At 68.7% G+C, this 13,634-nt stretch carries 17 protein-coding genes; 5 read left to right on the top strand and 12 right to left on the bottom strand.

Annotated elements, in window-relative coordinates:
* Window positions 1-217: 217 nt before the first annotated feature.
* On the top strand, window positions 218-1,021 hold the full coding sequence (locus tag Voc01_RS31665; protein ID WP_203931274.1) for a YdcF family protein: 804 nt from the start codon (window positions 218-220) through the stop codon (window positions 1,019-1,021).
* 210 nt (window positions 1,022-1,231) lie between these two features.
* Here Voc01_RS31665 and Voc01_RS31660 read toward each other — a convergent pair whose 3' ends face one another.
* Complete coding sequence (locus Voc01_RS31660; protein ID WP_203931273.1) at window positions 1,232-1,696, bottom strand: hypothetical protein; 465 nt, start codon at window positions 1,694-1,696, stop codon at window positions 1,232-1,234.
* 319 nt (window positions 1,697-2,015) lie between these two features.
* Here Voc01_RS31660 and Voc01_RS31655 point away from each other — a divergent pair, with 319 nt between their 5' ends.
* The 3 genes from Voc01_RS31655 (at window position 2,016) to Voc01_RS31645 (ending at window position 3,429) form a co-directional block, all read left to right on the top strand.
* Window positions 2,016-2,204, top strand: coding sequence for a hypothetical protein (locus Voc01_RS31655; RefSeq protein WP_203931272.1), 189 nt, complete (start codon window positions 2,016-2,018; stop codon window positions 2,202-2,204).
* Between the two features lie 98 nt (window positions 2,205-2,302).
* Window positions 2,303-2,980 (top strand): hypothetical protein, encoded by a 678-nt coding sequence (locus Voc01_RS31650; protein WP_203931271.1) that lies wholly within the window; start codon window positions 2,303-2,305, stop codon window positions 2,978-2,980.
* Window positions 2,905-3,429 (top strand): barstar family protein, encoded by a 525-nt coding sequence (locus Voc01_RS31645; RefSeq protein WP_203931270.1) that lies wholly within the window; start codon window positions 2,905-2,907, stop codon window positions 3,427-3,429. Before Voc01_RS31650 ends, Voc01_RS31645 begins: the two co-directional genes overlap by 76 nt.
* A 241-nt stretch (window positions 3,430-3,670) precedes the next feature.
* Here the strand turns inward: Voc01_RS31645 and Voc01_RS31640 are convergent, their stop codons facing one another.
* From Voc01_RS31640 to Voc01_RS31590, 11 genes are all read right to left on the bottom strand, one after another.
* Complete coding sequence (locus Voc01_RS31640; protein WP_203931269.1) at window positions 3,671-3,991, bottom strand: hypothetical protein; 321 nt, start codon at window positions 3,989-3,991, stop codon at window positions 3,671-3,673.
* A gap of 61 nt (window positions 3,992-4,052) precedes the next feature.
* The gene (locus Voc01_RS31635; protein ID WP_203931268.1) at window positions 4,053-4,610 is read right to left on the bottom strand and encodes an SUKH-4 family immunity protein; all 558 of its coding nucleotides are present in this window, start codon (window positions 4,608-4,610) and stop codon (window positions 4,053-4,055) included.
* 122 nt (window positions 4,611-4,732) lie between these two features.
* A complete protein-coding gene (locus Voc01_RS31630) occupies window positions 4,733-5,533 on the bottom strand; it encodes an alpha/beta fold hydrolase (RefSeq protein ID WP_203931267.1) in 801 nt (266 codons plus the stop codon).
* Between the two features lie 590 nt (window positions 5,534-6,123).
* On the bottom strand, window positions 6,124-6,840 hold the full coding sequence (locus Voc01_RS31625) for a DUF305 domain-containing protein (protein ID WP_203931266.1): 717 nt from the start codon (window positions 6,838-6,840) through the stop codon (window positions 6,124-6,126).
* A gap of 9 nt (window positions 6,841-6,849) precedes the next feature.
* Window positions 6,850-7,656, bottom strand: a complete 807-nt coding sequence (locus tag Voc01_RS31620; protein ID WP_203931265.1) for a thioredoxin-like domain-containing protein — start codon at window positions 7,654-7,656, stop codon at window positions 6,850-6,852.
* A complete protein-coding gene (locus tag Voc01_RS31615; RefSeq protein WP_203931264.1) occupies window positions 7,653-8,549 on the bottom strand; it encodes a hypothetical protein in 897 nt (298 codons plus the stop codon). Before Voc01_RS31615 ends, Voc01_RS31620 begins: the two co-directional genes overlap by 4 nt.
* Window positions 8,546-8,875 (bottom strand): PadR family transcriptional regulator, encoded by a 330-nt coding sequence (locus tag Voc01_RS31610; RefSeq protein ID WP_239160609.1) that lies wholly within the window; start codon window positions 8,873-8,875, stop codon window positions 8,546-8,548. The genes Voc01_RS31615 and Voc01_RS31610 overlap by 4 nt, the downstream gene beginning before the upstream one ends.
* Window positions 8,876-9,794: 919 nt before the next feature.
* Window positions 9,795-10,295, bottom strand: a complete 501-nt coding sequence (locus tag Voc01_RS31605) for a cupin domain-containing protein (protein WP_203931263.1) — start codon at window positions 10,293-10,295, stop codon at window positions 9,795-9,797.
* A gap of 25 nt (window positions 10,296-10,320) precedes the next feature.
* The gene (locus Voc01_RS31600) at window positions 10,321-11,313 is read right to left on the bottom strand and encodes an NADP-dependent oxidoreductase (protein WP_239160608.1); all 993 of its coding nucleotides are present in this window, start codon (window positions 11,311-11,313) and stop codon (window positions 10,321-10,323) included.
* Between the two features lie 20 nt (window positions 11,314-11,333).
* Window positions 11,334-12,188 carry a helix-turn-helix domain-containing protein gene (locus tag Voc01_RS31595; protein WP_203931262.1) on the bottom strand — a complete coding sequence of 285 codons (855 nt, stop codon included), beginning with the start codon at window positions 12,186-12,188 and terminating at the stop codon, window positions 11,334-11,336.
* A 209-nt stretch (window positions 12,189-12,397) separates the two neighbouring features.
* On the bottom strand, window positions 12,398-12,946 hold the full coding sequence (locus Voc01_RS31590) for a helix-turn-helix domain-containing protein (RefSeq protein WP_203931261.1): 549 nt from the start codon (window positions 12,944-12,946) through the stop codon (window positions 12,398-12,400).
* Between the two features lie 174 nt (window positions 12,947-13,120).
* Here Voc01_RS31590 and Voc01_RS31585 point away from each other — a divergent pair, with 174 nt between their 5' ends.
* Entirely contained in the window at window positions 13,121-13,327 is a 207-nt protein-coding gene (locus Voc01_RS31585) for a hypothetical protein (RefSeq protein WP_203931260.1), read from the top strand.
* Window positions 13,328-13,634: the final 307 nt, after the last annotated feature.

The raw sequence follows: 13,634 nt of genomic DNA, 5'->3' as shown, positions 1-13,634 counted from the left end.
CGGTCCGCCTCAAACGCTGAGGAACGGTAGCCGGCCGGTCAACGCCTATCAAGCGGACAGCGGCAGATCCGGAAACGTGATCAAGCGCCGACAGCGGCTACGCCGGGCGCGTTGATGATCTCGACGCGCCGCCATCGGGCCGCCTCGGGCAATCGCGCCTCGATCCGTGTGACCGACGAATGCGGCTTGACCGTTGCCGACCCGGAGTCCGATCGCCATGATCGTCTACGTGGAAGCTTCCGTCGTCGCGCACCTCAATACCCTCGTGGAGTTCTGCGCGCGGCGTGACATCGCCACATTGAGCCGCCCCGTGGCCGAGGAGGCGGCGGGCGGACGGGTCGATGTCGCGATTCTCTTCGGTGGCAGCATCCTCGCCGGCGGCGACCTCTTCGCCGGGGCCATCGCCGACGACCTCGCAACCCACTTCATGATCGTCGGGGGTCAGGGCCATTCCACCGACATCCTGCGCGCAGCCATGCGCCACCGTATGGGCTGGGACGACACAGCCGACCAGACCGAGGCCGCCCTCTTCGACCGGTACATCACCGAACGGTACGCAGTCCGCGCCGACCTGCTGGAGTACGAATCGACGAACTGCGGCAGCAACGTCCGCAACGCCCTGGAACTGCTTGAAGCCCATGACATCCCGTCCCGACGCATCCTGCTCATCCAGGACGCGTCGATGCAGCAGCGCATGGACGCCGGATTCCGCCTCCACGCCCCCGACGCTCAGATCGTCAACTTCGCCGCGCACCGGACCCGCGTCGAACTCGTCGACGGTCACCTCGGTTTCCGGACCCCGCTCGACGGTATGTGGCCGATGGACCGGTACGTCTCCCTGCTGATGGGCGAGATCCCCCGACTCACCGACGACGTCAACGGCTACGGCCCGGCCGGGCGGGGATTCATTGCCCACGTGGACGTGCCGGACGAGGTTGCGCGGGCATACACGTTCCTTCGGGACGCGGGGGTGGGAGCGCCGCGGACGGCCGATCAGCGCTGGGCCGACACCGCCTCCTGACGTTTGTCGTGCTATCGGCCGCGCCAGAACGTGCAAATCGGCCAGAGGCGTTTCCGCGCCGCAACCCCAGCGGCAGATCAGCACGGCCGCGCTCCTCGCGGCAGATCAGGACGGCCGCGCTGCTCGCGGCAAGTCCGCGTAGCGCGCGGAGCGCGGCGGATGAGCGCGCTCGATGCGCGTCAACGTGGAGACTCCGGTCGCCCCCCGATTTCATTCGGGCCGGTAGGTTTTGGTCAGTCGGATGCCGTTGAAGGTGTAGGTGCAGCACGGGCAGCCTGGTTCCATGCTGTGCGGGCCGAGGTCTGGGTTGACCAGACGCAGCCGGTTGTCCGTGTCGATGTAGAGGCCGCTGTAATAGGTGCTCTCGCCGATTCGGACGTAGTCCTGCCGTTCGTGGTCCTGCCGGGCGACCATCCAGAAGATCGGTTCAGGGGTGTCCAGCCGCGCCGCCGCCTCGCCGAACACCAGGTCCCAGTCCTCGCCGACCCGGTGCAGTAGGAACCGGAACAGCGGTGTGTAGTCCAGACCGCGGCGCACCCGGCCGCCCATCGAACCGCGTGTCTGGTCCGACCCGCGTTCGCGCTTGGTGTTACGCCGGTGCCGGTAGTCCCCGCCGTGGCGATGGTGGACGTTTCTGGCCCGGGTGTTGACCCGGCGGTAAAGCGGATCCTTCATGGGCTGGCCCCTCACGCCAGGACAGATGCACGGCCGACGGTCTCGCCGCAGGTCCGCCGGCCAGGTGCGCGGTTCGACCACCGAGGATCTGCTACGCGCCCTCATCGGCGGTGCTGCGATCCGCCGTGACTACCGGCCCGACAGTAGCTGAGGCGGGCCTGCCCATCCCTGTGACGCACAGTAAGCGGCAGATCTGGAAAGTGGTGGCGGTGCGTCGCAGAATCCGCGTTGCCACGCTCGTTGCGCTGGAGGACGCTGCTGCCATGCTGTTCGTGCCAGCCGTCCGCGGAGTTGATGACCCGCTGAACAGGGTCCGCAGTTGAGCCGGCGTCGGTATGTCGCCCGTGGTGTGCCGGGCGGCTGGCGAGTGTGGGACAACAAGGCGAGGCGGTGGTGGGGCGAGCAGTACGAGGTCCAGCCCGACGATCTCGTCGCGGAACTCAACGGCGCTGGCGACTACGCGCGGATCACCGCGCTGTTGAGGCACTACCGGACCGCCAAGCGATAGGCCGACACCTCACGATCACCGCGCGGACGGCGGCAGATGTGAGCATGTGATCAGAGCTGCTCGCCGTGTCCCACGAGTCTGGTTCGGCCACCGACTGTATGGACATCGATGGGATCTTCGTCGATCGGGTGTTCCCGGCCGAGCCGCAAAACGAGCGCTACACCCGGGTCAACTGTGCACCATCTGGACCGCTGCTGGCCGCGATCGACGGCACCGGGCCGGCCTGGGTCGGCAACCTCATTGTCGAGGGCGCGCACGTACCCGGCCGGCCGGTGAACGAGAGCTGCGAGCCTGGGTGCAAAGGGTGCTTCGATACCATGGAGGAGCTACTCGACGTGCGGGTCGTCGCACATCGGCCCGCCGCGGACGGGTCCGGCCTGTTCGACATCGGTCTCGAAGGTCATCGCCGCGAGGGCGACAACAATCAGGGCGGCGCCGTTGCGCCCGCCGTGTTCGGCTACCGGCTGATCGTATGGTCGGCAGCGGACGGGTCTGACCCCGAGGAGGCGCCGGCCGGCGAGTGCCAGGACGTCGCGGGTCTGTTCCTCGACCGGCCCGCCAGCTGGCCGCCGGGTCCGCCGCTGAGGTTGCTTGGCTGCCGTCCCGGGCTCATCGGACTGGTCGAGGCGGAACTGGCCCACGTGCGCGTCGACGGCACGGTCACAAATTGGGCTGGGAACAACCCGTGTTCGGACACGTCGTGGCCACCCGCCCGTCCACCCTCGGTGAGGACCTGCTCGACCTCACCCTGGACGCGTGCATCCCGGAGCCGCTGACGGCCAACGACCGCACCCTGTGGGACATGTGGCGCGCCGGCGGCCCCGCCGAGCCCAACATGTGGGCCGGGCTCGATCGCAGCGGCCGCTACCTGTGGGTGCGTGCCGCCGCCGTCCACCGGATCCACGCGCCGGACAAGCCGGCGGGCACGGTTTACCACCTGGACGGGCGCTACATCACCGACCTTGACGCCTTCTTCTGCGCGATCGGCGAAGCAATCAACGGCCCCGGCGGCTGGTTCGGCGGCGATCTGTTCTGGCTGCACGAAAATGCTGCCACCGGCGACGGCGGCGCGACCCCCGGCTTTCGCCTGGTCTGGCACCATTGTGAGGTCGCGCGCACCCACCTGGTCTCCGGCTATGACCGGACGAGCTGGACGCCTGCTGTCACCTTCGGCGACCTGGTCCGCTACCTCACCGACGACGGCGTCCAGCTCGAACTCCGGTGAACGCCAAGCATCGTCGGCGAATCACAGCACGCGGCAGAACGGACGCACTCCCGCATCCACCAGCAATTGCAGCGTCCAGCCACACAGTGCGGGGCCGCACACGATCGTCGGCAGTCCAGACACCGGCCGGGCCGACCACCGGCACCGACCGTGACGACCAACCGGATGATCAAAGCATTTACAGCAGCAGATCAGCTCGACGCGCTCCTCGCGGCTAGATCCGTGCGCCAAATAGCGAGGTTCAGACGATCTCTTGAGCCGGCCTGCCGGAGGGTTCCTGCTCGGGACGGAGCACAACCCATCCAAGGTCCTGCTCGACCAACGCAAGCGCCAGTCTCCGTAGAACCTGCCGGGAGTCGGCCACGTCAACGACGATCTCGACATCGAGATGCCATCCGGTCTCTCCGGTACCGGCTCCGGTCACCGCGCCGTCCGATCCGAGCGCCTCGGCGAGCGCGTCCTCGACGTCATCGCGGTCGAAGTATTCGGGTAGAGGGCGACGTCCGATGACCTCGATGAACACGCGCGTGATCCTAACCCGGTCGCGCATGAACAGCGGCATGTGCGTGCACCCGGTCAAGCCGCCGTGGGCACTCTGGTGTCGTGTACGCGCGCTGTGGTTGTCAGTACAACCAGCGGTCGAGAACTCCCGGCCAGAAGTGGGTTTCGTGGTCGCCGACCTTGCCGTAGGCCTCCGGGTCGAGGAGTCTGATCCGCTCCAGCAGGTCGGCGAGTTCGGCGACTGCGACGTCTTCCATCGCTTCGTCCTGGTCCCACGCCTGAAGCGCCGCCGAGTTCAAGACCCAGGTACCGACCAGGTGCAGCGACCACAGCCAGTGGACGATCGACGAGTTCACGAAGCTGACCCGTCCCGTCAGCGGCTCGAGCACGTGAACCCGCCCTGCCCCCGGCTCGGCGAAATAGGTTTGACCAGGCGAGTGTAGGAAGCTCCTACTCCGGGCAAGGTGGTACGTCCCGTCCTGCGACGACGCTTCCAAAACGGTCTCTTCCACGATGTCGTCCAGCAGCGGCACACCGCACGACGTCAACGTCGTCTTCTGGACCTCGGGCAGACGCCAGTCCGTCACCTGCGACGCCTCGGCCCGGATCACCCGTCCAGGTCCAGCCCATGCCGACAACGACGCAAAATCAGGAGCGTTCGAGAGGACGTTCGCCGCCACGATCAAAGATCCTAGCCGCCGCCGACCACACGACGGCGCATCATTCAACGCGCGGAGCGTGGCAGATCAGCAAGGCCGCGATGTCCGCGGCAGATCCGGAAGTCGAGCCAGGTGGGGGTCGCTCACGCCGACGGTGTATTCGTGGCGGCCGCCACTGCGGCAGCGAACTGGTGCGGGCGCTCCAGTGGTACGAAATGTCCGCTATCGATACGTTGGATCTGGGCGTCGGCGAAGAACTGGTCCAGCCGATCGGACCAGCTGGTCGGAAACAGAGGGTCGTGGTCGGGCCACAGCACCGTGGTCGGCACGGCGATCCGCTCTGCCGGCGGGGGTGGCCGCTCGGCCACCACTCGGGCGAGCCCTCCACCACCAACCCGGTACCAGCCGACAGACGCGGTGAACGCGCCCGGTTCGGCATATCGTGAAACGAGACGGTCGAGGTGCTCGTCGGGAACCGCGAACCCCGGGCCGGACCAGTGCGTCCAGAAGTGGCGCAGATAGTCGCGCACAGCGTCCGGGCAGCCATCGATCAGCTTGTCCGCGACCGGGAGCCGGTTGAAATTGAGGTACCAGAACTCCCGTTGCGCCGCCGGCGCCAGGATCCGCTCGCCGATGCCCGGCAGCGGCGGCGTCAGTACCAACGCCCGGATCAGATCCGGGCGTTGGCGTGCGACGGCCTGGGCGACCCTGCTGCCGATGTCGTGCCCGCCGAGGACCAGCCGGTCAAGCCCCAGCTCCTCGATCAGGGCGACAACGCTGCGGGCCTGCGCATCGGCGCAGTACCCGATGTCCGGATCGACCAGGTGCTTGTCGGAGCCGCCGAACCCGCGCAGGTCGGGTACCACCACATCGGCCGCCGGCAGAAGCGGGACGACATCGCGGTACTCGGTCCTGTCACTCGGCCAGCCGTGGAGCAACACCACAGGCGGACCGGATCCCGTCCGCCCATACGCAAGCCGAAACCCGTCAACCGCAGCAGCCCGAAACACCTCCCCCACAATATCCAGACTCCCACCCCCTCCACCCGGCGCGACCGTGCACCCGCACGCACGGACGGAGGCAAATCCGCTCAGAGGGCATGATCCCTTCACTGGATGATTAGGTATGGAAACGGCGAAAGTTGTTTCGAGGGTCATCCCACACATCGATGATCGGTGCTGGTATCGGATTCGGGTGACTTCTGCTGCGCGACGGCAGTGCCGTACCGACCTGTCCGATGCCCGGTGGGCGCTGATCGAGCCGACACTGACGCAGTGGCGGGCCGACCGGCCAGGGCTGGGGATCGCGAAGATACAACACGCACCGACCGGACTGCGCAGACGATCATCTGCCGGGCAGCCTTCATGCAGAACCGTCGCCGAGGACGTTACGAGCTCGGACTGGACGCCCCATGCGGACTGCGCGTCCCGGCGGCGTACAGCCAACTCGCCTCCGCCCTCTGAAGCCGGCCGCAACCAGCTCAAACGCGCCTCCTGATCGACGAACGCAACGGCGCCTACCGGAGAGAGCGCGGTTACTGCGGTTTGGCGCCCAGCTTCGTCAGCAGGTTCCGCAGCACCTCGATCTCGGCTTGCTGGCCCTGTTTCATCCTGGTCGCGAGCACCACGACCTCGTCCCGGGCGGACTGCTCCAGCACACCGTCGACCATGTGGATGCCGCCGAGGTGATGGCGCAGCATGAGCTGGAGGAAGAGGACGTCGAAATCCTTGCCGGTCGACCCGTAGAGCCGGTGCAACTCGTCGTCGGTGGCCATGCCGGGCATCAGGCCGTTCACCAGCGCGCTGGCGCCGTCCGGCATCCACGCCATGGGTGGCCGGGGACCGGTCGGGAGCAACTTCCACTCTTCGAGCCAGCGGTACATCGTGCCGACCTGGGTCTGCTGCCCGAGCGCGATGTCGAGTCCCAGTGTGCGCACCTCGGGCAGTTGGCCCTGCTGGAAGGCGACCATCGCGAGGTCGATGGCCTGCGAGTGATGCGTGATCATGTCACGGGTGAAGCCGGCCTCGGCCGAGTCGTCGCCAGGGGCGCGCATGCCCGGCGTGAGTAGGCCGGCAAGGTACCCAAGCAGCAGCCCCACCGCGATGGCGAGCGCGAGGGCGACGGTGCCGAACCGCTTGCCGCGCCCGTCTCCGCCGGTCACGGCGGCGACGGGACCGCCGTCCCCGTCCACCTCGGTGGCCGTGGTCGCCTCGGTGGCGGCCGTTCGTCCGCGCCCCGTTCGCCACCTCATGTCCGCTCGTCAGCCGCCCGGTTGTTGCTGCTGCTGGTCCTGCGGCGCCGGCATGTTACGCGGCGTGGTGCCGGTGACGTTCACATAGTTGCCCGTCGAGCAGGTCGCGTTGCCCTCGGTCGAGGCATTCACCCGTAGTGCCCGGATGAACTCGCCGATCCGGCCGTCGCGTGCGTTGTCCAGCTTGAGCTGGTAACCCCATGCCTGGAGGGAGATCGGGCGGTCGAGCCCCTCGAACGGGCTCATGAGCATATGGTCGTTGCCGCGTACCTTGGCGGCCAGCGCCTCGACCTGGTCCTTGGGCAGGTCGGGCCGGAAGGCGATCCAGACCGCGCCGTGCTCCAGGCTGTGCAGGGCGTGCTCGCTGGCGATCGGCGTGTCGTAGACGTCGCCCTGGCAGCGCTGCCATGCCGCGTTGTGCCGGCCGCCGACCGGTGGCTGCACCGGGTACTGCACGGTGCCCTCCACATGGCCGTAGGCACTCGGCCTCGGGTCGACGTAGTCGGGCGCCTTCGGATCCTTGGCCCGGTAGTTCACTATGCCGTCGATCGCCGCCGCCCGGTCCTGCCAGCCGATGCTGTTCCGGTAGACCGCGTAGGCGCCATACCCGATGATGCCGGCGGCGACCAGCCCGACGGCGACGAATAACGAGATCAACCTCGAGTCGCGGCCCGGTTTGATCCTGACCGATGCGGTCGGGCGCGGCCCGCCGCCCCGACCGTCCTTGGCGGCACCGGCCTTGCCGCCGGCGGCCTTCCTGCCGGTGCGGGCCGTGGACGGGCGGCGCTGCTCGCCTCCCTTGGAGCGGACGCTCATCGCGCCTCGTCGGGTTGCAGGCCGGCAGGGCCGGGCGGGCGGGCCATGAGCAGATCCTGCCGGCCGAGGAGGAGCCGGACGCCCGCCCACGCGGACCAGATGACGTAGGTCGACATCGTTACCAGCGGCAACCCGTGAACGACCAGGAACGGCAATGGCTGTTGCCCAGCTATCACGTGTACCAGCGGCAGAGCGACCAGCACGCCGATCGGCGCCAGCCCGGCGATGGCGCCGACCACGGCTAGTGGCCAGGGTCCGGTGCGACGTCGCAGCGCCAAGGCGCAGACCGTGGCCAGCCACACGCCGGGGAGCACGTTGGCGACGAGCGCCACGACCGGAAGGTACAGGGCTCTCGCGAGGATCCAGCCGACGAGCGGCCCGGTGCCGACGAACACCGTGATGAGTACCGCGCCCGAGTGCGCGTACTGCACCCCTCCGCCGGGCCGCTGTGCTGAGCGGAACGACCGTGTGGCCATCAGCGCAACCAGCCCACCGGACACAAGCAGGTACCGCAAAGGATCCGGCATCCCAATCACCGGCAGTCCGTCGGGCACCTCGAAGAAGACATCGGCCCCGGTCGGGCCTGGCCCGCGCAGCAGGCGCAGCACGCTCAGCAGGTCGGCGGCCGCCGCCAACGCAGACGCGAGCAGCGCGGCGCCCACCACCGCCGAAAGCTGTCGGCCCGGCAGGCTGGTCGGCTGTCCACCGGTCTGTTCGCGTCGGTGTTGTCGCGCGAGGATCGGCACCTTGAGGACAGTGTCCAGGGTGTACCACAAGCGCCGCACCCCCGAGACCCCGATGAGTACGGCCGACGCCTCTTCGCGCCAGCGTGCGCGGTGACGCCGTGGCAGCACGATCGACGCGATCCCCAGCACCACGGTCTGGATGCTCATCCCGTCGCTCCCGGCAGGACGTCGCCGATCGGGCCGCGAGCGCGGGCCTGGCGACGCGCGTCGCTAGACGCCAACGCGGCTCGCGCCTGCACGATGCCGCCCGAGCAGAGGCGGTAGTACCGCCGCCGAGGACGACCCTTGGCCTCCTGACCGATCTCCTCCCAGCGGCTGGACACCCAACCAGCGCTCTCCAGCCTTGCCATGATCGGATAGATCGTTCCGGGGGGCAGGCCGGTAGCCTCAACGAGCTCCAGTCCGTACAGTTCGCGGTCGAGCTCATCGAGCATGGCCCGCAGGGTTAACTGAACCTGCAGCGTCAGTCGCATTATCGTACTCTATATAGCGGCCGTCCCGGCCCGCAACCCGCGTCGGGACACGCCACCAACACCCCGTCCCCGTCGGCGTCTTCCAGAACGGTGGCACCCGTCTCGACGGACCTCGCCAGTGCGCGTGTCGACCAGCCGGGGCGGCTCGTCCGCCGGGTCGTCACGCCGGATCACGTGATAGGTACCGGTGGACGCGCACATCGCGCATCGGCAAAGTCCGGCAGGATGGGTCCGGTGAGCGGTCAGCGACCCCTGTCGTGTGGCCGCCCACCCAGCAGGGCAGGTCACCGTCACCGAGCCGGCCGCGGCGTCCGGATCCCAGGGGGCCTCAGCGGCCACCCGCCGCAACGGCGCCGCCAGCAGATCGACCACCGTCACCTCGACACCGCCGAGCAGGACCGCGCGGTCGTCGACGCACCGTTTCGGGTGCGGCTCGAACCGATCCGGCGCCGTCCGCGCGGCGTCCAGGGCGTCGCGACCGGTCAGCATCTCGCCGTCGGAGCCGAGGAACACCGCCGACGGCAAGAGCTCCGATCCGTCGAAAATCACCGGCCGGACGCGACAATAGCGCCGAACGGCAGAGCAATTGATCAATAGCGAGCGGTCAGAGGTACCGTTCGAAGACCATCCTGTCCCTGCCGGACCATCGCAGCCAGGTACCGGGCTGAAGTCACTGACTCACCCACTGAACTGCTAGACCTCGTCCTGCGGGAACTTGCCGAAGAGTGAAATCCAAAGCTGTCCCGAAAGGTCGGCCAGCACAGGACTCGCTTCAGCGATTGATCGATGACAGACGAGGTCTTCGTCTTGGCTGGAACCAAGATCGGATGCACTGATCTCGGCCAGATGTGCGCGCCTGTACGAAGACCGGGCGTCACACACCTGCCGCGGCGAGCGATGGTTCCGGCGCGTGCCCGGCCTACAGGAACTCGCTGCGGTACGTCGATGCCAGCTCGGCCGCGCGTCGGCGGCGTTCGGCGAGTTCGTCCGGCGACAGCCGGGGCGGCGGGGCGTCCTTGCCGGCGATCACGTCGCCGATGCGCAGGAAGTACTCGTCCTGGCCGGCGGGCGTGCACATGCAGAGCATGCGGGCCGCCGCGCCCGAGACGTTGCGGAAGTTGTGCGGCGCGTTCGCCGGGATGTTGATGGTCGACCCTGCCCGCACGGTGTGCCTCTCGCCGCGGAACATGAACTCGACCTCGCCCTCAAGGATGGTGAACATCTCCTCGAAGTCGTGGCGGTGCGGCGGCGGGCCGCCGCCGTCGGGCACCCGCATGTCGATCAGGCAGTACTGTCCGTTGGTCTGCTCGCCGGTGATGAGCATGGCGTACGTGTTGCCGACCAGCGAGACGTACGTGGTGCCCGGATCGTCCGGGTGCGCCACGGTCAGCGAACGGTTCGGATCGTCGTCGGGGATCATTGCTGCGGCTCCTTCGAAAGATGTGTCAGAGGATGACGATGGTCTTGCCGCTGGGCAGCTGACCGGCGGCGGCCTGGGCGTGCACGGCAGCGAGCTGCGCCAGGGGTACCCGCTGGGCGACCTCGACGCGCAGCTCACCGGTGCCGACACGGGCGGCGAGGTCGGCGAGTTGGTCGGCGTCGCTGCGGACGAACAGGTCGATGCCGCGCACACCGCGCTCCCCGTCGGACGGGGCGGGCATCCAGACCGTGGTGTTGACGAGCGTGCCGCCGTCACGGATCAGCGTGACCAGCGCGGCCAACTGCTCCGGGGCGACCGGCGCGAAGTTGACCACGAGGTCGACCGGCTCGGCCACCGCCGCGGTCACGTCGGCAGTGGTGTGGTCGATCACCTCGTCGGCACCCGCGGCTTTGACCCGGTCGGCGCTGCGTGCGCTGGCCGTGGCGACCACGTGGGCACCGACCTCCTTGGCCAGCTGCACGGCGTATCCGCCGACCGCTCCTCCCGCGCCGTTGATCAGCACCCGCTGACCGGCGGTCAGCTTGCCGTGGTCGAACAACGCCTGCCAGGCGGTCAGGCCCACCAGCGGGAACGCGGCGGAGTCGGCCAACGGGATGTTCTTCGGCGCCCCCGTCAGAATCTCCGCCGGCGCGATGACGTACTCCGCAGCCGCCCCGGGCGCCGTCATCGGCAGGAATCCGATGACCCGGTCGCCGACCGCGACGTCGTCCACGCCGTCACCGACCGCGTCGACCGTGCCCGCGACGTCGATGCCGGGGGTGTGTGGCAGCTGGACCGGAATCGGGCCCTGCATGTAGCCCGCGCGGATGTTGCCGTCGACACCGTTGAACGACGTCGCGGCGACGCGGATCCGGACCTGACCGGCGCCGGGCGTGGGCTGCTCGACGTCCTCGTAACACAGGACCTCGGGACCGCCGAACTCGTGAAAACGCACTGCCTTCATCTCTGAACCTGCTTCCGTGAGCGCCGTCGACGCGTTGCCGTCGACGTCACTCACCGTCGCAGGATCCGGCGCGGTCAACCTGGGCCGGACTGGCCCACCCTGAGGATGGTCGGCTCCCCCGCGCCGCCGACGATCTCACCCAGACGCGCGGCGTCGGCCGAGCCCGGCGCCGCGGTGAGCATCAGGGCCGCCAGATCGTCGCCGGGGACGGCGAGCAGGCTGCCGACCAGCGTGACGGCGCCGACCTCGGGATGGATGAACGCCGCACTGCTCTCATAGGCGCTCACCGGTCGCGGCGCGCGCCACAAGGTGTCGAACGGGCGGCTCCGGCTGCGCATCTCGTCCACCAACGCGGCAAGAGACACATCAGCGGGATACCGCAGCAACGCGCTGCGTAACTGGGCGACGAGGACCGACTCGTGGTCCGTCGCGTCGGCCGCGGACTGCTTGAAACCGTCGAACGGATCGCAGAACGTACGCCAGGCGATGTTCCACTCCCAAGGGTCCCCATTGAGGTGCCAATGCCCCAGCGCCAGGAACGCGCGGTTCACGGCGAGCAGGTTCATTGCCGCGTCGGAGACGAACATCGGGGTGTCCGGGAACCGCTCCAGCAGCCGCATCGCGCCCGGACCGACCTCGTTCGGCACCTGCCCGTCCACGGCGGCGTACCCGGCCAGCGCACAGAGCCGCTCGTACTCCGCCCGCCCGACCCGCAACGCCCGTGCGATGGCCTTCACCACCCCGGCCGACGGATGGCTACGCCCCTGCTCCAACCGGCGTACGTAGTCCGCGGACATCCCGGCGAGCTCGCCGAGCTCCTCCCGCCGCAAACCCCGCACCCGCCGACGGCCGACCGGCAGCCCGACAGTCGCAGGAGCCGTACTCTCCCGCAACTGGCGCACCGCGGCACCGAACTCGTGACTCGCCACGGCCCAAGTCTGCCCGAACGGCCCACGAAAACGCAGGTAGCAGCCGTTCTGACGTCGAGGCGGTCGCGCTCGGCGGCGCGGTCGTGGTGCGCCGCGAGCAGGGGTGGCCCGCGCGGTCCGGAACGCCTGGAGCTATGGCGTACGAGGTCGGTCGGGTGGTTCCGGTGCCGCCCGCAAATCGCTCCTTGTGACCAGCAGGAATGGACCGTTCAAGCGTCATCCGGCAGGCCGGCGATGGCCATCAGGTCGCCGACGGGCATCTCCAGCGCCGCGGCCAAGTCCACGACACGACGTCGCTGTCGGGGCACCAGGTACCCCGCTCGCATCTTGGCAACGGTCGACTCGGCGAGGTAGCAGCGGCGCGCCATTTCCCTGCGCGAGATCCCCCGCCGGTCCATGAGCGCAGCGAAGATCGATCCGAATGGGTGTGGGTCGTTATGGCGGATCGGCGGCCCGATCAGCGTGTCCTCGAACCGCATCTCGAACCGGTCAAGTCGTGACCCCGCCACACGTGTGAAGGCCGAGAACGCCAGGGTCGTCCCCTCACTCCGGCCAACGATTCCGTCAATCGTCACTTCGTGTAGCCAGACGTCGAGCTGCCGAACTCGCACCTCGCGGATCTCGATGACCCGCCATGCACTGTCCCACCACGGCCATAGCCCGATTCGTTCGTGCAGAAGCGCCGCCAGAACGTCGCGGTCGCCGGTCTCCTCATTGAGCAGTGCGTCAAGCTGCGCACGGGTCACCTCGTCATGCACCAGCGGAAGTCTATGGCTCCCCGGTCACAGCGCCAGTCCCCACGGGTGCGATCGAGGGCGTTCACGGCGACTGAAGCGGATGCCGCCGACTGGTACGCCTGGCCGGCTGACCTGCCCGCACCCCACGGCCGCGGCCCGCAATCCGTGCCCGACCGCTCGACGTTCGTCCTGGCCATGTTGCCGCTGACTGCGAAGTTCATCGCACGCCGGCAACCGTCCAACGCCGCCCGGATGGCGCAGATGCTGGGCGTGACCGGGCACATGCCGCTCGTCGACGGGCTGCGCGACCTCCTCGCCAGCACGCCAGGCAGCACAGCAGTGCACGCCCGCATCGCCTGCGCCCTCGACGTGGTGTCCATCCTCACCACTCCCACGCGATGACCTCGAAGCGCCGGGGCCGGGGGCGCGACGGCGATCTCGCTGCCCGGGAACCGGGTCATGGAGATCGCCAGCATCGGTCATCCGCACGCGAGAGGTCGTGATCCGCGATTGCGTTCGCACGTATCCGGCCGGCAGCTCCCCCTGCGCACCCGTGCGGTGTGGATAATTCCCCGGTGCTTCGTGACGCCGTGACCCTGACTCTGCCCGGATCGAGAACGCCACGGCATGTGCGGTTCTGGCTCGACGGAGGCGACCTGCGGCGGAGTCGGTGGGCGGGAGCGGGCAGGGCGCGGGACAGCGTGAAGGT

Origin of the sequence: Virgisporangium ochraceum, assembly GCF_016863655.1 — a bacterium.
Lineage (GTDB): Bacteria > Actinomycetota > Actinomycetes > Mycobacteriales > Micromonosporaceae > Virgisporangium > Virgisporangium ochraceum.
The sequence above is the reverse complement of the archived record's forward strand: the minus strand, read 5'-3'. Positions and strand labels throughout refer to the sequence as shown.